Origin of the sequence: Pseudoalteromonas sp. UG3-2, from assembly GCF_037120705.1 — a bacterium.
Lineage (GTDB): Bacteria > Pseudomonadota > Gammaproteobacteria > Enterobacterales > Alteromonadaceae > Pseudoalteromonas.
This window is the reverse complement of the sequence record NZ_JAWLJU010000002.1, coordinates 1,632,413-1,650,032: the sequence shown is the minus strand read 5'-3', so window position 1 is coordinate 1,650,032 and position 17,620 is coordinate 1,632,413. Positions and strand designations below refer to the sequence as shown.

Sequence of the window (17,620 nt, the reverse complement as noted above, 5' to 3'; positions counted from 1 at the left end):
TTTATGACTATAGCAGTGTTACCAGCGCGGCTGGCAAACCAAATAGCCGCCGGCGAGGTGGTAGAACGGCCAGCTTCGGTGGTCAAAGAGCTGGTGGAGAACAGCATTGATGCTGGCGCCAATCGCATTCACATCGACATTGAACGTGGCGGTCATAAGCTGATCCGCATTCGCGATAACGGCAAAGGCATTGTCAAAGAAGAGTTAATGCTGGCTCTTTCTCGTCATGCTACCAGTAAATTAAAAAGCCTCGATGACTTGGAGTGCATTGCCTCATTAGGGTTTCGTGGGGAAGCGTTGGCGTCAATTAGCTCGGTCTCAAGACTAACGCTAAGCTCAAAACCGCCGCAGCAAGAAACCGCCTGGCAGGCGTTTGCCGAAGGCCGCGATATGGAAGTGCAGATCCAGCCTACGGCCCACCCAGATGGCACCACCATCGAAGTTAAAGACTTGTTTTTCAATACCCCAGCAAGACGGAAATTCTTGCGCACCGAAAAAACCGAGTTTAGTCATATCGACGAGCTGGTAAAACGCATTGCTTTGAGCCGCTTTGATATCGCTATTACCCTTACCCACAATCAAAAAGTGGTGCGACAATATCGACCACGACGCTTTGAGCAGGGCGTAGAACGCGTGGCACAGGTGGGTGGTAAGGTATTCTCACGCCAAGCCAGCTATGTTGAATCGGGCCATGATGGCTTAAAGTTGTTTGGCTGGGTGTTGCCCGCTGGTACCAGCAATAGCACCCAATACACTTACGTGAATGGCCGCATGATGCGCGACAAGTTGATTTTGCACGCCATTCGTCAAGCGTTTGAGGAGTCGACCGGGCACGAGGAATTGCCAGGGTTTGTGATTTATCTGGAGCTAGACCCGCGCCAAGTCGACGTCAATGTCCATCCTGCCAAACATGAAGTGCGTTTTCATCAGGCACGTTTGGTACATGATTTTATTGTCCAAGCCATCAAGCAGGTGGCCGCCAACGAGCTCGACTTAAGTGGCGACGATGACCAAGCTGCTCTGCCTAATCAGAGCTTCTCTGGCCATGAGCTGGCTGCTGAGCTATTGCCTCAACACGACCATCAAAGTTATCGTTCCAGTTTACAGCCCAGTTATGAAGAGTCCAGCGGCAGTGGTGCGCCGAAAAGCAGTGCTGGCTCGCCAACTTCTGACGGTGGTTATCACCGCGCCGCTGCCAGCCCCAGCAGTGGCAAAAAACAAGTAAACGTGAATCAGCTTTATCAAGGTCTGTCACATCAGCAAATGTCACACTTTGATAAAGTGGCTGAGCCGCAACCTGTGGCGCTGCCAGAGCCGCCGATTACAGAACAACCACGGCCTGCCGAATGGATACTATTGAGCCAAGGCAAAGTATTGTTAAAGCAACAACAGGGTTTATTACTGGGCGATTGCAAACACGGTTTGCGGCCACTTTGGCAACAACAAATTGAACAAGATGGCACCTTGCAAGGGAAAGCCTTGTTGCTGCCAGTGCGAGTAAAACTCGATAAGCAGGCGTTAACTGAACTTAATCAGGCACAAACCTGGCTGGCAATCGTTGGCTTTGATATTGAGCTATTTGATGGCCATGTGTTAGTTAAAAAGTTACCGGTGTCGTTATACAGCGTCGATGTTAGTGAGCTTATCAGTGCGGTACTAGACTTTAGTGCTGAGCCTTCGGTTGCTGAATGGTTACAGTGGCTGGAGCAGCATACCCCGGCGAGCTATTTTGCTAGTCAACACTTTGAGCAAGTACACCACAAGCTGTTACAGCAGCCACAAAGCGTTGCTGCGATTATTGATAATGGCAAAGAAGTGGTCACCGATGAGCTTGTTGCCTGGTTAGTCGCGCAGTAAATCCCCGAATTTAGGTATTAATTACAGGTGACTATCAGCTATAATGTCCCTTTGGTGTCGTCAGCAAAAAGGTTAGAAGTGAATCAGTTACCCGTTATTACCATTATGGGGCCCACCGCGGCAGGAAAGACCGCCTTAGCCATTGAGCTATGTCAGGCCCTGAAGACCGAGATCATCAGCGTAGACTCGGCCTTGGTGTATAAGGGCATGGATATTGGCACTGCAAAACCGAGTCTAGCAGAGCAAGCACAGGCGCCTCATCATCTAATTGACATTATTGACCCGGCGCAAAGCTATTCCGTGGCCGACTTTCGTGCCGATGCCATTACATTAATCGACCGCTTTCATCAGCAAGGTAAAGTGCCCATCCTAGTGGGCGGCACCATGATGTATTTCAAAGGACTTATTGAGGGCCTATCGCCTTTACCAGAGGCAGATGCTGAGGTAAGAAAGCAATTAGAAAGCGAAGCTTTGCAGCACGGCTGGCCAGCACTGCATCGCCAGTTAGCGAGCATCGACCCGGAAGCGGCAGCAAAAATTAGCGAAAATGATTCACAGCGGATCAATCGCGCATTAGAAGTGTATCGTATTAGTGGCGAAACCATGACGGCGCTACAACAACGCAAGCAGGCGGCATTGCCCTATCAATTCCACCAATTTGCCATTGCGCCGAGTGACCGAAAAGTCTTACATGAACGTATTGAGAAAAGATTTAAAATAATGTTGGATCAAGGCTTTAAAAACGAAGTTTTGGCCTTATATCAACGACAAGATTTACACCCAGACTTGCCCTCTATTCGTTGTGTTGGGTATCGGCAAATGTGGGAGTATTTGGCTGGAGAATGCGACTATGATGAAATGGTCTTTAAAGGCATTGCAGCCACGAGGCAACTGGCGAAGCGGCAGTTAACTTGGCTAAGAGGGTGGCAAGATGTTACTTGGCTTGACACCGATGACCAAGAAAACTTGCAACGTGTTCTAACTTCGCTAAGCTAATAGTAGTTGTTAATCAGTATGTTCTGAATTAAACAACGACCTGACATAATAACACCTAAAACGAAGGATAAAAAAATGGCAAAAGGCCAATCTTTACAAGACCCATTTTTGAATGTCTTGCGTCGTGAACGCATTCCTGTTTCTATTTTTTTAGTGAACGGCATTAAATTGCAAGGCAAAATTCAGTCATTTGACCAGTTTGTAATTTTGCTTGAAAACACCGTAAATCAAATGGTGTATAAACACGCCATCTCCACTGTGGTACCAGCACGTGCAGTTAACTTCCAAAATGCAACGGGGAGTGACGCTGGTGATCAAGGTGATGAAGGCAATTATTAATCAGAGAACATTAGGAGCTTAATGCTTGTTTGACCGTTATGAAGCCGGCGAACAGGCAGTCTTGGTTCATATAGAATTTCCTCACGAAGGCGATCGCGAAGATCTGCGCGAGTTGGAAATGCTAGTTTCTTCTGCTGGTGTTAGTAGTGTGGCGGTTGTGCAAGGCAGCCGTCAGGCACCACATCCGAAGTTGTTTGTCGGAACGGGTAAAGCTGAAGAGATTGCTGAGACTGTCAAAACCCACAATGCAGATGTCATCATATTTAACCACCAACTCAGTCCCTCACAAGAGCGCAATATTGAACGCGTTTGTAAGTGCAGAGTGTTAGATAGGACAACTCTGATCTTAGATATTTTTGCCCAGCGCGCGCGAACCCACGAGGGTAAGTTACAAGTTGAGCTGGCACAGTTACGCCATATTTCCACGCGTTTGATCCGCGGCTGGACGCACCTTGAGCGGCAAAAAGGCGGTATTGGCCTGCGCGGCCCAGGTGAAACGCAGCTGGAAACTGACCGCCGCTTGCTCCGTGAACGTATTAAAAGTATTCGCAAGCGTTTAGAGAAAGTCGGCGTGGTGCGTGAGCAAGGGCGCCGGGCAAGAAGCCGCAATGAAATACCCACGGTTTCCTTAGTCGGTTACACCAATGCGGGTAAATCAACGCTGTTTAATAAAATCACCGATGCCGAAGTGTATGCTGCCGATCAGCTGTTTGCGACGCTCGACCCTACTTTGAGAAAGCTTGAGGTGGATGACGTTGGCCCAGTTATTTTGGCGGATACCGTGGGCTTTATTCGTCACTTGCCGCACGATTTAGTGGCGGCGTTTAAGGCCACCTTAACCGAAACCCGAGAAGCAGATTTACAGCTTCATGTGGTGGACGTAGCCGATGCCAGACGCAAAGAAAACATCGAGCAAGTGCAGTCGGTGTTAGAAGAAATCGAGGCCAGTGAGATCCCACAATTGTTGGTGTACAACAAAATTGATCTAATGGACGATGTTGCGCCTAGAATAGATAGAGACGATGAAGGCAGACCGATCCGAGTTTGGTTAAGTGCCCACTCAGGAGAGGGCATAGACGCGCTATTCGAGGCAATGAAAGACTTACTAGCAAAGTCTATTTTTACCGCCGATATCGCTTTGCCGCCGCAGTTTGGCCGCTTGCGTGCAGCATTGTTTGAGCTCAATGCCGTAGAGGAAAAGGGCTATGACGAACAAGGTAATTGGCTTGCTGCAGTAAGAGTGCCACAAATTGAGTGGGAAAAGCTGAAGAAAGAATTTGGCCAAAACCTTGAAGAGTTTTGTGTTTAAGGGCGAAAAAACGTAAATTTAACACGTATTTTTGTATGAGAGTCGCTCGAATTTTGTTAGATTTAACCTAATTCATTTTAATAACAATGGAGTATAGCTATGGCCTGGAACGAGCCGGGTAATAATGGCAACGATAAAGATCCGTGGAAGAACCGCGGAGGGCGGGACCAGGGCCCACCTGATCTAGACGAAGTATTCCGTAAATTTGGCAACAAGTTTGGTGGTATTTTTGGTGGTAAACCAGGCAAAGGCGGTAATGGCGGACTAGGCAGTACCGGCATTTTGTTTGTGCTTATCATTGCAGCCATTGTCTGGGCGCTAAGTGGTATTTACACGGTGAAAGAAGCCGAGCGTGGCATTGTGTTGCAGTTTGGTGAGTTTGACCGCATTGCTGAGCCAGGCTTGCGTTGGAAAGCCACCTTTATTGAGCGGGTGATCCCGGTGGATATTGAGGCAGTGCGTTCGCTATCGGCGTCGGGCTTTATGCTTACTGAAGATGAGAACGTGGTCAGCGTAGAGTTTGAAGTGCAATATCGTGTTATCGACCCAAGGCTGTATCGCTTCAGTGTTACCGATGCAGATCACAGTTTGCAGCAAGCACTTGATAGCGCCTTGCGTTATGTAGTAGGTCACTCGCGGATGGACGAAGTGCTCACTACGGGTCGTGAAGTCGTTCGTCAGCGTACTTGGGATGAGCTTAATGACATTATTGAGCCTTACAATCTTGGTCTGATCGTTACTGACGTCAACTTTAAAGATTCTCGTCCACCGGCGGAAGTAAAAGACGCCTTTGATGACGCCATTGCTGCGCAAGAGGATGAAGAGCGTTTCATTCGTGAAGCGGAAGCATACGCCAGAGAAATCGAACCACGTGCCCGTGGTCAGGTGACTCGTATGACTCAAGAAGCAGAGGGTTATCAAGAACGTATTATTCTTGAAGCGCGCGGTGAGGTGGAACGTTTTGAAAAGCTACTTCCAGAATATCAAATGGCTAAGGAAGTCACCCGTGAGCGTTTATACATTGATGCCATGGAGCAAATTTTAGGTGAGAGCACAAAAGTGCTCATTGACGTTGATGGTGGCAATAACATGATGTATCTGCCACTGGATAAAATCATGCAGTCACAAGGTGTGAGCAGCTCATCGCCAGTGCGTTTGCCAAGTCAAAACGACATTGAACAGCTGCGCCGTTCTATCCAGAATAACCAGCAGCAAAACAGCTCGGTAAATTCTGGTAACGACCGCTTTAATCGCGATAGATTTGGTAACGGGAGATAATCGAAATGAAGAATTTTAGTATTATTCTATTATTAGCTGCCGTGCTTATGTCTTTCTCATCGGTATTTGTGGTTAACGAAGGGCAGCGCGCGATTGTATTGCTCTTTAGTAAGGTGCAAAAAGACAGCAACGGCGATGCTGTTGTTTACGCGCCGGGATTGCATTTTAAAGTGCCATTTTTCAGTCAGGTACGTAAAATCGATGCCCGTATTCAAACGCTTGATGGCCAGCCTGACCGTTTCGTTACCAGCGAGAAAAAAGACTTGATCGTGGACTCCTACGTGAAGTGGCGAGTAAACGATTTCAGTGCGTTCTACCTGCGTGCTCGTGGTGACAAGCAATACGCTGAGACGCTACTAAAGCAGAAAGTGAATAACGGCCTAAGAACTAACTTTGGTTCGCGCACCATTAAAGAAATTGTTTCTGGTGAGCGTAGTGAGCTGATGGAAGAAGCGCTAGTGCAAGCTTCTGAAAGTGCCACAGAGCTGGGTATTGAGGTACTTGATGTTCGTGTTAAGCAGATTAACCTGCCAAACGAAGTCAGTAACTCAATTTTCCAACGTATGCGTGCTGAGCGTCAGGCGGTAGCGAAAGAGCACCGTTCTGAGGGTCAAGAAAAAGCCGAGAAAATCCGCGCGGAAGTGGATAGACGTGTCACGGTTATGTTGGCCGATGCCGAGCGTAATGCCCGTGCAGTGCGTGGTCAAGGTGATGCCACTGCGGCGAATATCTACGCCGAAGCATACAATAAAGACCCTGAGTTCTTTAGCTTTGTACGTTCTTTAGAGGCGTATAAAAAGACCTTTAAAAACAAAAACGACGTTATGGTGCTATCACCGGATAGCAAGTTCTTTGATTACATGAAGAACGCCAACGCCAGATAACGTGTTTTAATATTGGTTAGTTTGCAAAACCCTGCCAGCGGCAGGGTTTTTTTATGGCAATTTGCTTTATTAAGTGGCTCGCTATACCAATCCGCATTAATACTTGCTCAATTTGAGGGAGCAAATTCGACGCTAACTGCGTTAAAAATTTCTCATTTAGAACAACTAAATAGCAAAATTTTCGCCTTGCTATCGCCAGAATTATCTCGCCTCAAATAGACCACTTAATTAAGCGAATTGGTATTAGAGGCAAGAGAACTATGCCGATAACACCGCTCCTACGTTCTGCAATCACTAAGCTTACCGGCACCTATCCAGGCAAGATAAAAACCTCTCAATCGCTTTGGTCTAAATAAGAAACCTTTAACATAGCTAGCTTCGCGGAAAGCTTACTCGCTCAAACTGCGGAAGGATTAATGTGAATTGCTAAAACCCAATAGTGAATATCATGATGAAAAGAGAACTCAGTGATTGGCAAAGCGCGTTAAGGTACCAGCCCATTTAACGCCAGGCCAGCAGTAGTATTACTCTCAATCGAGCATAAAAAAGCGGCCCAAGGGCCGCAGTTAGGAAGTGAACGTCTGTTATCCAATTAGCTTAAAATACGTATTTCACCGAGAGCTGTAGCCTGTCTAAGTCACCTTCTAGGCCACTTTCAGTTTCTCGAGTACCCACTTTGTATTCCGCGCCAAAGGTAAGCTTCTTCACAGGTGAATAAAGAAGGTTAGCACTGTAGCTCATGCTCGACTCTGTTGGGTCGCCAGTGATACTTAGTAAATCGGCCTCGTTGTCGGCACTAAAGAAAGAATATAAGAAGGTCGAGCGTAGCTGCTCAGTCCAGTGGTGTTGATAAGCAACAAAACCTGAGGTGGAATCAATGGCATGCAGTGAGTTGCCATCATACACGGCGCCATTGGCGACATTCAGACCAACATAACGGCCTAAACCTTGACCTTGCGTCAGCATAAACTTGAGGTTGTTTTTGCCAAAGTTAACCCGACCCGAGGCGCTTATGCCCAGTGAGCTTTCTGACTCATCGGCGCCGCCAACTTTATAGGTAACTTGCCGCGCTAAAGCGGCAACCGCAATATGACCCCAATCCGCTTTCATGGTGTAGCGGGCAGTGAAATCCGGCATGCTGGCATCATCGGTTACTACGCGGCCACTGTTTGCGGTGGTCACGGTGCTCTCAGGGTTTTCTGCTGAGAAAGACCAGTTTCCAGTGGTGTATTTTACCATGGCTTGGCGAGCAAACACTGTGCCTTCAGCGGGGCCTACGAAGTCGAGGGTTTCAGGCAGGGCACTGACGTTTTGAAAGTTTGACCAAGCTTGACCAAATAGCCAACCCTTATAGGTCACAAACGCCTGGCGAATACGTGGCGAATAGGAGTTAGTCACTCGCTCATTACCGCCGGTTGAAGCAATAAAGTCCAGTTCAATTTTAGTTTTGATGCTGCTGCCATCGTCTAGCTTGGTTGCGGTGGCTAGGTTAAAGCGAGATTGGCGGGCATGCATGTCAAACACGGCATCGCTGTCGCTATTGGTGCCCACTGGGGTGGTTCCAGGCACATAAAAGTCGCGGCCAATATGCTGAGACCCAAGAGCACCGTCAGAGAAGTCACTCCAAATGCCATCTAGTTTGACATAACCACCGTAGTTAACGCTGGTATCACCTATCTCTGCTGCCGCGGCAGGTAGAGCACACAAACTACTTATAGCAACTGCGAGCAGCTTCTTATTAATTTTGTTCGTTGTCATATCTAGTTCCTCTGTGGCTGTGCGGCGAGAGCTAACATCTTACCCATGCAGCAGCGCAATTCAGTTAAATCCCCCTAACTGTTGTTGATGGTTGGTTTTTACTCAATTACCTATTGGTCTATTAGACTAAGGTGGAAGATGCCGCGTGCGAGTCGAGAAGTTGCAGTGACAGGGGGCATGTATTAATTTAGAACCAGCTAGCTGGTGTCTGAAAAACGCACCAGACTTTAACCACTACAACTAAGGTCTAATACTTAATCGTGCGAGTGTGAGTGATCCTTAAGTTAAGCGTGTCTAGTAATAACGGTTGAGACTAGGCTTCAAAATATTATGGAGATGACTATGTCACAGAGCATTTACCCCGTTCCTGATAACATCAAGAACGCAGCACTTATCAATGACGAGCAATATCAAAAACTATATAAAAAGTCAGTTGATGACCCCGCCGCGTTTTGGCAAGAGCACGGTCAACGTCTAGATTGGTTTAAGCCTTACAGCAAAGTTAAAAACACCTCGTTTGATAAAGGCCACATTAGTATCAAGTGGTTTGAAGACGGTGTCTTGAATGCCTCTTATAACTGTATTGACAGACACTTAGAAAAAAACGCCAACAAAACTGCATTGATTTGGGAAGGCGACAACCCAGAGCAGAGCGAGCACATTAGCTATCAACAGTTGCACGACGAAGTAGCGAAATTCGCTAATGGCTTGAAAAAGCTAGGGGTCGAGAAGGGCGACAGAGTGGCTATTTATATGCCGATGACACCGCAAGCGATTTATGCCATGCAAGCGTGTGCCCGTATTGGTGCGGTGCACTCAGTGGTGTTTGGCGGTTTCTCGCCCTCGGCCATTGCTGACCGCATCAAAGACTCTGGTGCCAAAGTGGTGATCACCTCAGATGAAGGGCGCCGCGGTGGTAATTGTGTGCCACTTAAAGCCAATGTGGATGAAGCGGTATCACAGTCGGGCGTGACGACTATTGAGCACGTGGTGGTACACCAGCTTACCGGTGGTGAAGTGGAATGGAACAGTCACGATGTTTGGTGGCACGACTTGGTGGCTGATCAAGCGCCAGAGTGCGAGCCAGAAATGATGAACGCCGAAGACCCGCTATTTATTCTTTATACATCAGGGTCAACGGGTCAGCCTAAAGGGGTAGTACACAGCACCGGCGGCTACTTAGTTTATACTTCCATGACTCATGAGTACGTGTTTGACCTACAAGAGGACGACGTCTATTGGTGTAGCGCCGATGTTGGCTGGATCACCGGTCACAGCTACATTGCTTATGGTCCACTGGTTAACGGCTGTACTCAGGTTATTTTTGAAGGGGTGCCAACCTATCCAGGTGCCGGCCGCATTGGTGAAATCGTAGATAAGCATAATGTTACCATTTTATACACGGCTCCCACTGCCATTCGTGCGCTGATGGCCAAAGGCGATGAGCCAACCGCCACCTCTAAGCGCGATAGCTTACGTATTTTGGGCTCTGTGGGTGAGCCTATCAACCCAGAAGCCTGGTCTTGGTATTATGAGCAAATAGGTAACAGTAACTGCCCAATCGTGGATACTTGGTGGCAAACCGAAACCGGTGGCATCATGATCACGCCATTACCGGGGGCAACCGCCTTGAAGCCAGGCTCAGCAACTCGTCCTTTCTTTGGTATTGCACCGGCATTATTTGATGCTGAGGGTAACAACCTAGAGGGCGCGGTCGATGGTAACTTGGTTATCTTAGACAGCTGGCCATCACAAGCGCGTACAGTCTATGGTGACCATGAGCGCTTTGAACAAACTTATTTCTCTGCTTACCCTGGTGTTTACTTTACCGGTGACGGTTGTCGTCGTGATGAAGACGGCTATTACTGGATCACCGGCCGAGTGGATGATGTACTCAATGTTTCTGGGCACCGTCTCGGTACCGCTGAAATCGAAAGTGCCTTGGTGGCCCATGAAGCCGTGGCAGAAGCCGCTGTAGTGGGTTTTCCCCACGATATTAAAGGCCAAGGCATTTATGTTTATATCACGCCAAACGAGGGCGTTAGTGTCAGTGATGAGCTTACCAAAGAGGTAAGAAACTGGGTGCGTAAAGAGCTCAGCCCCATTGCCACGCCCGACATGATCCAGTGGTCGCCTGGGCTGCCAAAAACCCGCTCTGGCAAAATCATGCGTCGCATTTTACGCAAAATTGCCGCCAACGAGTACCAACAGTTGGGCGACACTTCAACACTAGCCGATCCGAGTGTGGTTGACGAGTTGATCGAAAATAGATTGAATCGTTAACTCAATAACTTGAATTGTGCTCTAATATAAACATACTATAACGGCTGTTATCTCTGTGATAACAGCCGATTTTTTAGGAGCATAGCATGTATCAGTTTTTAATCGCGGATGATCACCCGCTGTTTCGAGAGGCGCTAAAAGGAGCACTAAAAGCGCAATTCGAGGCGTTAGAGGTGTTCGAATCTGAAAACTTTGACACTACGCTCTCGGTCTTACAACAACAAGAAGATTTAGACTTACTGCTGCTCGATTTACATATGCCAGGTAATGGCGATTTGTATGGGCTTATTCGGATCCGTGAGGATCATCCTAGTCTCCCTGTTGTGGTGGTATCGGGTAGCGAAGACCTCGCCATTATTTCCAAAGTGATGGGCTATGGTGCCATGGGCTTTATTCCCAAAGCCGCCTCAGTAGAGCAAATCACCGAAGCCATTGAGCAAGTGCTAGAAGGGGATACCTGGTTACCGGAAGGCATGAAAGATAAAGTGGCTGAACTTGAAAGCGATGACAAAGAGCTGGCCCAGCAGGTGGCTTCATTGACGCCACAGCAATACAAGGTGTTGCAGTATCTTCATGAAGGCTTGCTAAATAAACAGATAGCCTACGAGCTCAATATTTCGGAAGCCACGGTAAAAGCACATATTACCGCCATTTTCAGAAAGCTTGGGGTCTATAACCGTACTCAAGCGGTACTTATTGCTTCAAAACTACAACTAGAACCCATCGAAGCACAAGATAATTAAGCTAAGCGGTGCGCTTTCTTACCCAAAGTAAGAAAGCGTGAAACTAGCTTAGTGCCTTAAACGCCTGACTAAGCCCTTCCACCGTCAGTGGATACATGCGTTTTGCCATCAGCTCATCGATTAAACCTATAGAATAATAATAAGGCCAATGGCTTTGTGGCTGCGGATTTAACCAAGCGACTTTTTCAAAGTGATTGGTTAAGCGTTGCAGCCAAGCGGCACCGGCTTCTTCATTCCAGTGCTCAACACTGCCGCCGGGGTAGGTGATTTCGTATGGCCCCATGGTGGCATCGCCAACAAAGATTAAGCGATAATCCGAGCCATAGCGATTAATGAGCTGATAGGTATCAAGTAGCTCACTGTCGCGGCGGTTGTTGTCTTGCCACACGTGTTCATACACACAGTTATGAAAATAAAAGAACTCTAAGTGCTTAAACTCGCTATGGGCGGCACTAAACAGTTGCTCACACAGCTCAATATGGTCGTCCATGGAGCCGCCAATATCGAACAGCATTAACACTTTCACCGAGTTGTGGCGCTCTGGTGCCATTTTGACATCGAGCATGCCCCCTTGGCGGGCGGTAGCACGAATGGTTTCGTTGAGGTCGAGCTGATCGCTGGCGCCACTGCGGGCAAACTTACGTAGCTGTTTGAGTGCCAGTTTAATATTGCGACTACTGATATCAGTATTGGCGTCTAAGTTGCGGTACTGGCGTTTATCCCACACCTTTACTGCGCGGCGATGTCGACTGCCATCTTGGCCTATGCGGATCCCCTCAGGGTTATAGCCGTAGGCACCAAACGGCGAAGTGCCGCCAGTACCAACCCACTTATTACCCCCCGCATGGCGTTTTTGCTGCTCAGCCAAACGTTCTTTTAGGGTTTCGATTAATTTATCTAAGCCGCCCATAGACTTGAGCTTGGCTTTTTCTTCCTCGGATAGCGACTTTTCAAACTCTTTGCGTAACCAATCTGCTGGCAGTTGCTGCTGTTGCAACTGAGAGAATAAGTCCACCGAGTCGATGCCTTCGAAGTAGTCGGCAAAGGCGCGGTCAAACTTATCAAACAAGGTTTCGTCTTTAACAAAAATGGTTTTGGCTAAAAAGTAAAAGTCATCTAAGTTAGCAAAACACACTTCTTTATCGAGCGCCTCTAAACAGTCTAGCAGCTCCCGCAAGCTCGCTTTGATGCCATAGCGTCTGAGGGTGAGTACAAAGTCTATCAGCATATTAACGACGACTCATAAAGGCGAGCTTTTCTACTAAAGAGACGTCTTGCTCGTTTTTAAGTAGCGCGCCAAACAGTGGCATTAAGCCGCCTTGATTGGACTTATCGTGTAGTGTATCGGCGTCAATGTCTTCTGCCATCAGCAGTTTTAACCAGTCTAACAGTTCGCTGGTGCTGGGCTTTTTCTTTAAATTAGGGGTTTCGCGTAGCTGGAAAAAGCTCTCTAAGGCACGCTGCACTAAATTGGCCTTAATGTCGGGGTAGTGAACGTCGATAATTTGCTGCATTTCTGCTTTGCTGGGGAAGTCGATGTAGTGGAAAAAACAGCGGCGTAAGAAAGCATCAGGTAATTCTTTTTCGTTATTGGAGGTAATGATGACGATGGGGCGTACCTTAGCCTTTACCTGCTCTTTGGTTTCATAGACATGAAATTCCATTTTATCGAGCTCCAACAGTAAGTCATTAGGGAACTCAATATCGGCCTTGTCTATTTCGTCAATCAGCAGTACCGGGCGCTTTTCGGCGCTAAACGCTTGCCACAATTTGCCTTTAATAATGTAATTACTAACATCATTCACTCGCGGGTCGCCCAGTTGGCTATCGCGTAAGCGTGACACCGCATCGTACTCATACAAGCCTTGTTGGGCTTTGGTGGTTGACTTGATATGCCATTGGATAAGCTCAGTGTCTAAACTGCGTGCTAATTCTTCTGCCAGTAGTGTTTTACCAGTCCCCGGCTCACCTTTAATCAACAGTGGTTTTTCTAACACGATGGCGGCGTTAACCGCTTGTTGCAGTGCCGCGGTGGCGATGTATTGATCAGTACCTTTAAACATGCTTTTACTTCTTGTGGTCAGATGAGTTTTCCCCATCTTGCCATATTCCGCTTTTTGCTGCCAACCCCGGCTCGGGCTCTAGCAATGCAAAGCGCGGTTGCGTTTGCCCTGCGACCGTGACGTTTTCTACAAACATACTCAGCGGTCTGACCCACAAACCCTGCTCACCATACAAGGGTTGATAAAGCACCAAAGTTTCTTCGCTCTCGCTGTGTTTGGCCAAGCCATAAACACGGTATTCGTTGCCTTTATAATGGCGATATATGCCAGGGATGATTTGCATTGTTGCGCTCGCTTAATAGAACAAAATAAAAAGCCGAATATGACGCGTTGAGATGATACAATTGCGCCATGAACAAGCTCGGTGTTGAAAGATGAATTATATTGCCTTAAATGATTATAAAAAAGCGTGGGTATTTAAGCACCAAGATTTACCCGTTGCAGAGCCTGACTTAGCCTTGATAAAGCCCATGACCCCTCAGCGTTCAGCGGTGTTATGGAGCACCATGATCAGTAATGAAAAAGACCATCCAGACTTTTTTGATAGCAATGATTGGGTCGGTCAGACGGGCAGTTGGCAAGACTCCTTAAGCTGGGAGCAACCCTGGGAAGCCGGTGAGGAGTTTCCAGAGGCGATTGCTGAATTTTTGGATTGGCAAGATAACACCACGGTTTACTTCTGCTTGTCACGGCAGGAGGTGCTTGAAACCCGCTTTGATGTGTTTAAACGCAATTGGAAAAACTTTATGTTTCTCACCGATGGTAGCTTTTTAATAGGCAAAAAGCGCCATTCAGTTGTACAATTTATGCCCGAGGGGGAAGCTCGCTTGGGGAGCAGGCCTTAACCGTCCAGTGACCTGAGCTGCATTTTGCATTGCTGCCGCTGTGGTGTATAAAGGGAGGAAAGTCGCTAAAGACTTCCTTAAAGGAGGCGTTTTGCAACAGCAACAAAATACAATCTGGCATGACCAAGCGTCACGATTGCTGTTTGCTGAATTAGTCAACGTGTTCTATGCACGGGAATTGCCGCAACTTGCACAGCTCAGTGATCAACAACAGCTTCAGCGGCGATTAAAGAGTTTGCCTTATTATGTCGAGCGTGCCGCGACTCATATCGTACAAGGTGAGGTGCCGCTTGAGCTCGATGGCTTTAATGGCTGCTGGTTAGCAAAACAAAAAGCGCAACCACAGCCCAACTTGCAAGCAAACCAAGACTTTTTTAGTCAGCGTGCTGAGGTGGGGCTGGTTGTTCCTATATTACTGAGCCAGTATGATAACACCTCGGTGAGACTCGATACCATTGACCAACTGCGAGGAAGCGGTGAGGTGCATTGCAACCAGTATGGTTGGTTTTATGCCAATGGTGAGCCTTGTGGCAGTGAGGGTAAGGGCAAAGTGACCTTGCTGAAGCCAGCCAAGCCACTGATGGTTGCAGCCTGCTGTGGCCATACTTGGCATTATGCTAAAGCAGCACCACCGCGGCGCTTGGCACTGAGAGAAATGCTGTTAGCCAGTGCAATTAACTGGCGACAAGTACAAAAAACAAAGTTAAGCCGCTCTGCTGGCATCACTTAATAGACAAGAAGTTTGGATTACAACATGCGATTTTTTCAGCTAGCGCTGCTGAGCTTGGCGCTATTTATTCAGTATCGGCTTTGGTTTGGCCACAATGGCGTGGAAGACTATTCGCGGATCAAGTCGGCTGTAAAATCGCATCAAGAAACCAACGCTAACCTTAGCAAGCGCAATAAATTACTAAAAGCGGATATTGAAGATCTTAAGCTTGGTCTAGAAGGGGTGGAAGAGCGTGCCCGCCATGAGCTGGGGATGATTAAACCCGGTGAAACCTTTATCCGTGTATTACCCAAAGTACCCAATGAAAGAAAACCATAATTTAGCTGTGATAGTCCCGGCCGCAGGGGTGGGTAGTCGCATGCAGGCAGAGATGCCGAAACAGTATATTCCTTTACTTGGCAAGCCGATTTTGTCACATACCTTAGACAAGCTGGCACAGCTAGACTGCATTAACCACTTTATGGTGGCGGTGTCGCAGCAAGACAGTTATTTTAATGCCTCTTTTCTTCCCGACTCGCGTTTTGCTTGCTGCGATGGTGGCAAAGAGCGCGCTGATTCGGTGTTGTTAGCACTGCAAGCGTTGGCGCCACAGCAACCCGACTGGGTGCTGGTGCATGATGCCGCAAGGCCGCTGGTGGATCTCACCGATATAGAGCGCCTAATTTTAGCCTGTTTGCAGCAGCAGCAAGGTGGGATCTTGGCAGCGAAAGTGAAAGACACCATTAAGCGTGGCGCACACCTAGTGAGCGAAACCGTGCCTCGCGCAGATCTCTGGCAAGCCTTTACCCCGCAAATGTTTCCTTATCATATGCTATTACAAGCGTTGCAGTCGGGCTTGCAAGCTGGTGCCAATATTACCGATGAAGCCTCGGCGATGGAGCTGGCCGGAGAGACTGTGCAGCTGGTGACAGCACGTACAGATAACTTAAAAATTACCACGCCAGAGGATTTACCTTTGGCCGAGTTTATTATTCAACAACAAGGTAAGCAAGATGATTAGAATCGGCCACGGCTTTGATGTTCACAAGTTTGGTGGCGTTGGCCCATTAACCATTTGTGGAGAAAAAATCCCCTATGAGCAAGGCTTTATTGCTCATTCAGACGGCGATGTTGCTATTCATGCCTTATGCGATGCGTTGCTCGGTGCCTTAGCGCTGGGCGACATTGGCAAGCACTTTCCCGATACCGCCAGTGAATTTGAAAACATCGACAGTCGTATTTTGCTGCGCCGAGTTATGGCCCAAGTAGCAGAGCGTGGTTACCAAGTCGGCAATATCGACGTCACTATTGTGGCGCAAGCACCAAAAATGCGCCCCCACATTGATGCCATGCGCAGTAACTTAGCAGCCGACTGTGGGGCCGAGTTAAATCAAGTCAATGTTAAAGCGACCACCACGGAAAAACTGGGCTTTGAAGGTCGTAAAGAGGGTATTTCCAGTCATGCCGTGGTGCTGTTGGTTAAATCATGAGTGAGCTTAATTACCTTTACGGCAAGCCGCAATCTGACGCCGACTTTAAAGCCCATGCAGAAGACTTTCGGGTCGACGAGGTGCTGGATATCCCATTTACCGGGGAAGGTGAGCACGTTTGCTTGCAAGTGATAAAAAAAGGCGAAAATACCGTCTATGTGGCTAAGCAAATAGCCGCCCTTGCCGGGGTGGCGCCCAGAGAAGTCAGTTACGCCGGGATCAAAGACCGCCACGGGGTGTGCAGTCAATGGTTCAGTGTACCGGTGGCGATTAAAAAAAGCCTCGACTTTAGTCAGCTTAATAGCGACAGTATCGTAGTCGCCCAGCAAATTAGGCACAACCGCAAGCTAAGAACCGGGTGTCATAAAGGCAACCGCTTTGCCATTACGCTGCGCCAGGTTTCCGAACCATTGGATATCTTGTCGCGCATTAATGCTGTGCGCCAAGGGGTGCCGAACTATTTTGGTGAGCAGCGTTTTGGTCATGATGGTCATAATCTTGAGATGGCTGAGCGCTTGTTTGCAGGGGAGAAAATTCGCGACAAAAAACTCCGTGGTCTGGTGCTGTCGGCAGCACGTTCGCATATTTTTAATGCTATTGTGAGTCGTCGGGTTGCAGAACACGGTTTAGCAAAAACGTGGCACCGAGAAGTTTTCTTGCTCAATGGTAGCAATGCTTTTTTCGAGTCAGACATTGATTGTGAGCTCATTGAGCGTTTATTACAGCAAGATATTTTATTATCGGCTCCGCTGGTGGGCAAAGGAGACAAAGGGTTAGTACCCCAAGAGCAAGAGTGGCTGCTGGAGTTTGCCAAGTGGCATCAGGGGGTGGCTGAGTTTGGCATGAAAAACGAGCGCCGGGCTTTACGCTTGATCCCAGAGGAACTCGGAGTAGAGCAGCTTGACGCCAGCACACTGACGCTGTCATTTACCTTGCCAAAAGGGACATTTGCCACCGCGTTACTGCGAGAGCTGGTGAATTACCGCGATGCCAGTAAAAAAGTGCGCACAAGCGCCACAGAAGCAAACTAATCAGGCACAATATAAGCATAATTAACAATGAGGTG

Annotated in this window: 18 protein-coding genes; 14 read left to right on the top strand and 4 right to left on the bottom strand. The window is 48.0% G+C overall.

The window, feature by feature from the left end; translation table 11 throughout:
* Window positions 1-3: 3 nt before the first annotated feature.
* The 6 genes from mutL to hflC all read left to right on the top strand — a co-directional run bounded on the left by mutL (window position 4) and on the right by hflC (window position 6,663).
* Window positions 4-1,857, top strand: a complete 1,854-nt coding sequence (gene mutL / locus R3P39_RS10665) for a DNA mismatch repair endonuclease MutL (protein WP_336567423.1) — start codon at window positions 4-6, stop codon at window positions 1,855-1,857.
* Between the two features lie 105 nt (window positions 1,858-1,962).
* Window positions 1,963-2,853 carry a tRNA (adenosine(37)-N6)-dimethylallyltransferase MiaA gene (gene miaA / locus R3P39_RS10660; RefSeq protein ID WP_336569292.1) on the top strand — a complete coding sequence of 297 codons (891 nt, stop codon included), beginning with the start codon at window positions 1,963-1,965 and terminating at the stop codon, window positions 2,851-2,853.
* 75 nt (window positions 2,854-2,928) lie between these two features.
* Entirely contained in the window at window positions 2,929-3,192 is a 264-nt protein-coding gene (hfq, locus tag R3P39_RS10655) for an RNA chaperone Hfq (protein WP_336567422.1), read from the top strand.
* Window positions 3,193-3,217: 25 nt separating this feature from the next.
* Window positions 3,218-4,501 carry a ribosome rescue GTPase HflX gene (hflX, locus tag R3P39_RS10650; RefSeq protein ID WP_336567421.1) on the top strand — a complete coding sequence of 428 codons (1,284 nt, stop codon included), beginning with the start codon at window positions 3,218-3,220 and terminating at the stop codon, window positions 4,499-4,501.
* A 99-nt stretch (window positions 4,502-4,600) separates the two neighbouring features.
* Window positions 4,601-5,779 carry an FtsH protease activity modulator HflK gene (hflK, locus tag R3P39_RS10645; protein ID WP_336567420.1) on the top strand — a complete coding sequence of 393 codons (1,179 nt, stop codon included), beginning with the start codon at window positions 4,601-4,603 and terminating at the stop codon, window positions 5,777-5,779.
* Window positions 5,780-5,784: 5 nt separating this feature from the next.
* A complete protein-coding gene (gene hflC / locus R3P39_RS10640; RefSeq protein WP_336567419.1) occupies window positions 5,785-6,663 on the top strand; it encodes a protease modulator HflC in 879 nt (292 codons plus the stop codon).
* A gap of 597 nt (window positions 6,664-7,260) precedes the next feature.
* Here hflC and R3P39_RS10635 read toward each other — a convergent pair.
* Window positions 7,261-8,421, bottom strand: coding sequence for a DcaP family trimeric outer membrane transporter (locus R3P39_RS10635; protein ID WP_336567418.1), 1,161 nt, complete (start codon window positions 8,419-8,421; stop codon window positions 7,261-7,263).
* A 342-nt stretch (window positions 8,422-8,763) separates the two neighbouring features.
* On the opposite strand from R3P39_RS10635, the gene acs reads away from it, so the two are divergent.
* Both acs and R3P39_RS10625 read left to right on the top strand, forming a co-directional pair.
* Window positions 8,764-10,704 (top strand): acetate--CoA ligase, encoded by a 1,941-nt coding sequence (gene acs / locus R3P39_RS10630; RefSeq protein WP_336567417.1) that lies wholly within the window; start codon window positions 8,764-8,766, stop codon window positions 10,702-10,704.
* A gap of 86 nt (window positions 10,705-10,790) precedes the next feature.
* A complete protein-coding gene (locus R3P39_RS10625; RefSeq protein ID WP_336567416.1) occupies window positions 10,791-11,447 on the top strand; it encodes a response regulator transcription factor in 657 nt (218 codons plus the stop codon).
* Window positions 11,448-11,490: 43 nt separating this feature from the next.
* Here R3P39_RS10625 and R3P39_RS10620 read toward each other — a convergent pair whose 3' ends face one another.
* Genes R3P39_RS10620 through R3P39_RS10610 form a run of 3 tightly spaced genes read right to left on the bottom strand, consistent with a single transcriptional unit; the run spans window position 11,491 to window position 13,793 of the window.
* Window positions 11,491-12,675 carry a vWA domain-containing protein gene (locus tag R3P39_RS10620; RefSeq protein ID WP_336567415.1) on the bottom strand — a complete coding sequence of 395 codons (1,185 nt, stop codon included), beginning with the start codon at window positions 12,673-12,675 and terminating at the stop codon, window positions 11,491-11,493.
* 1 nt (window position 12,676) lies between these two features.
* A complete protein-coding gene (locus R3P39_RS10615; RefSeq protein WP_336567414.1) occupies window positions 12,677-13,510 on the bottom strand; it encodes an AAA family ATPase in 834 nt (277 codons plus the stop codon).
* 4 nt (window positions 13,511-13,514) lie between these two features.
* A complete protein-coding gene (locus tag R3P39_RS10610; RefSeq protein WP_336567413.1) occupies window positions 13,515-13,793 on the bottom strand; it encodes a DUF1653 domain-containing protein in 279 nt (92 codons plus the stop codon).
* 91 nt (window positions 13,794-13,884) lie between these two features.
* Between R3P39_RS10610 and R3P39_RS10605 the strand changes: the two genes are divergently transcribed.
* From R3P39_RS10605 to truD, 6 genes are all read left to right on the top strand, one after another.
* Window positions 13,885-14,355: a DUF2947 domain-containing protein gene (locus R3P39_RS10605; RefSeq protein WP_336567412.1), complete on the top strand. Its 471-nt coding sequence runs from the start codon at window positions 13,885-13,887 to the stop codon at window positions 14,353-14,355.
* Between the two features lie 91 nt (window positions 14,356-14,446).
* Window positions 14,447-15,085: a hypothetical protein gene (locus R3P39_RS10600; protein ID WP_336567411.1), complete on the top strand. Its 639-nt coding sequence runs from the start codon at window positions 14,447-14,449 to the stop codon at window positions 15,083-15,085.
* Between the two features lie 24 nt (window positions 15,086-15,109).
* On the top strand, window positions 15,110-15,403 hold the full coding sequence (gene ftsB / locus R3P39_RS10595) for a cell division protein FtsB (RefSeq protein WP_336567410.1): 294 nt from the start codon (window positions 15,110-15,112) through the stop codon (window positions 15,401-15,403).
* Window positions 15,387-16,085: a 2-C-methyl-D-erythritol 4-phosphate cytidylyltransferase gene (ispD, locus tag R3P39_RS10590; protein WP_336567408.1), complete on the top strand. Its 699-nt coding sequence runs from the start codon at window positions 15,387-15,389 to the stop codon at window positions 16,083-16,085. Before ftsB ends, ispD begins: the two co-directional genes overlap by 17 nt.
* Window positions 16,078-16,554: a 2-C-methyl-D-erythritol 2,4-cyclodiphosphate synthase gene (gene ispF, locus R3P39_RS10585; protein WP_336567407.1), complete on the top strand. Its 477-nt coding sequence runs from the start codon at window positions 16,078-16,080 to the stop codon at window positions 16,552-16,554. The genes ispD and ispF overlap by 8 nt, the downstream gene beginning before the upstream one ends.
* The gene (gene truD, locus R3P39_RS10580) at window positions 16,551-17,585 is read left to right on the top strand and encodes a tRNA pseudouridine(13) synthase TruD (RefSeq protein ID WP_336567405.1); all 1,035 of its coding nucleotides are present in this window, start codon (window positions 16,551-16,553) and stop codon (window positions 17,583-17,585) included. Before ispF ends, truD begins: the two co-directional genes overlap by 4 nt.
* Window positions 17,586-17,620: the final 35 nt, after the last annotated feature.

Bases quoted from the DNA above. Each gene is read 5' to 3' on its own strand.
- mutL (WP_336567423.1), top strand. From the start codon at position 4: ATGACTATAGCAGTGTTACCAGCGCGGCTGGCAAACCAAATAGCCGCC.
- miaA (WP_336569292.1), top strand. From the start codon at position 1,963: ATGGGGCCCACCGCGGCAGGAAAGACCGCCTTAGCCATTGAGCTATGT.
- hfq (WP_336567422.1), top strand. From the start codon at position 2,929: ATGGCAAAAGGCCAATCTTTACAAGACCCATTTTTGAATGTCTTGCGT.
- hflK (WP_336567420.1), top strand. From the start codon at position 4,601: ATGGCCTGGAACGAGCCGGGTAATAATGGCAACGATAAAGATCCGTGG.
- hflC (WP_336567419.1), top strand. From the start codon at position 5,785: ATGAAGAATTTTAGTATTATTCTATTATTAGCTGCCGTGCTTATGTCT.
- R3P39_RS10635 (WP_336567418.1), bottom strand. From the start codon at position 8,421: ATGACAACGAACAAAATTAATAAGAAGCTGCTCGCAGTTGCTATAAGT.
- acs (WP_336567417.1), top strand. From the start codon at position 8,764: ATGTCACAGAGCATTTACCCCGTTCCTGATAACATCAAGAACGCAGCA.
- R3P39_RS10625 (WP_336567416.1), top strand. From the start codon at position 10,791: ATGTATCAGTTTTTAATCGCGGATGATCACCCGCTGTTTCGAGAGGCG.
- R3P39_RS10620 (WP_336567415.1), bottom strand. From the start codon at position 12,675: ATGCTGATAGACTTTGTACTCACCCTCAGACGCTATGGCATCAAAGCG.
- R3P39_RS10615 (WP_336567414.1), bottom strand. From the start codon at position 13,510: ATGTTTAAAGGTACTGATCAATACATCGCCACCGCGGCACTGCAACAA.
- R3P39_RS10610 (WP_336567413.1), bottom strand. From the start codon at position 13,793: ATGCAAATCATCCCTGGCATATATCGCCATTATAAAGGCAACGAATAC.
- R3P39_RS10605 (WP_336567412.1), top strand. From the start codon at position 13,885: ATGAATTATATTGCCTTAAATGATTATAAAAAAGCGTGGGTATTTAAG.
- ftsB (WP_336567410.1), top strand. From the start codon at position 15,110: ATGCGATTTTTTCAGCTAGCGCTGCTGAGCTTGGCGCTATTTATTCAG.
- ispD (WP_336567408.1), top strand. From the start codon at position 15,387: ATGAAAGAAAACCATAATTTAGCTGTGATAGTCCCGGCCGCAGGGGTG.
- ispF (WP_336567407.1), top strand. From the start codon at position 16,078: ATGATTAGAATCGGCCACGGCTTTGATGTTCACAAGTTTGGTGGCGTT.
- truD (WP_336567405.1), top strand. From the start codon at position 16,551: ATGAGTGAGCTTAATTACCTTTACGGCAAGCCGCAATCTGACGCCGAC.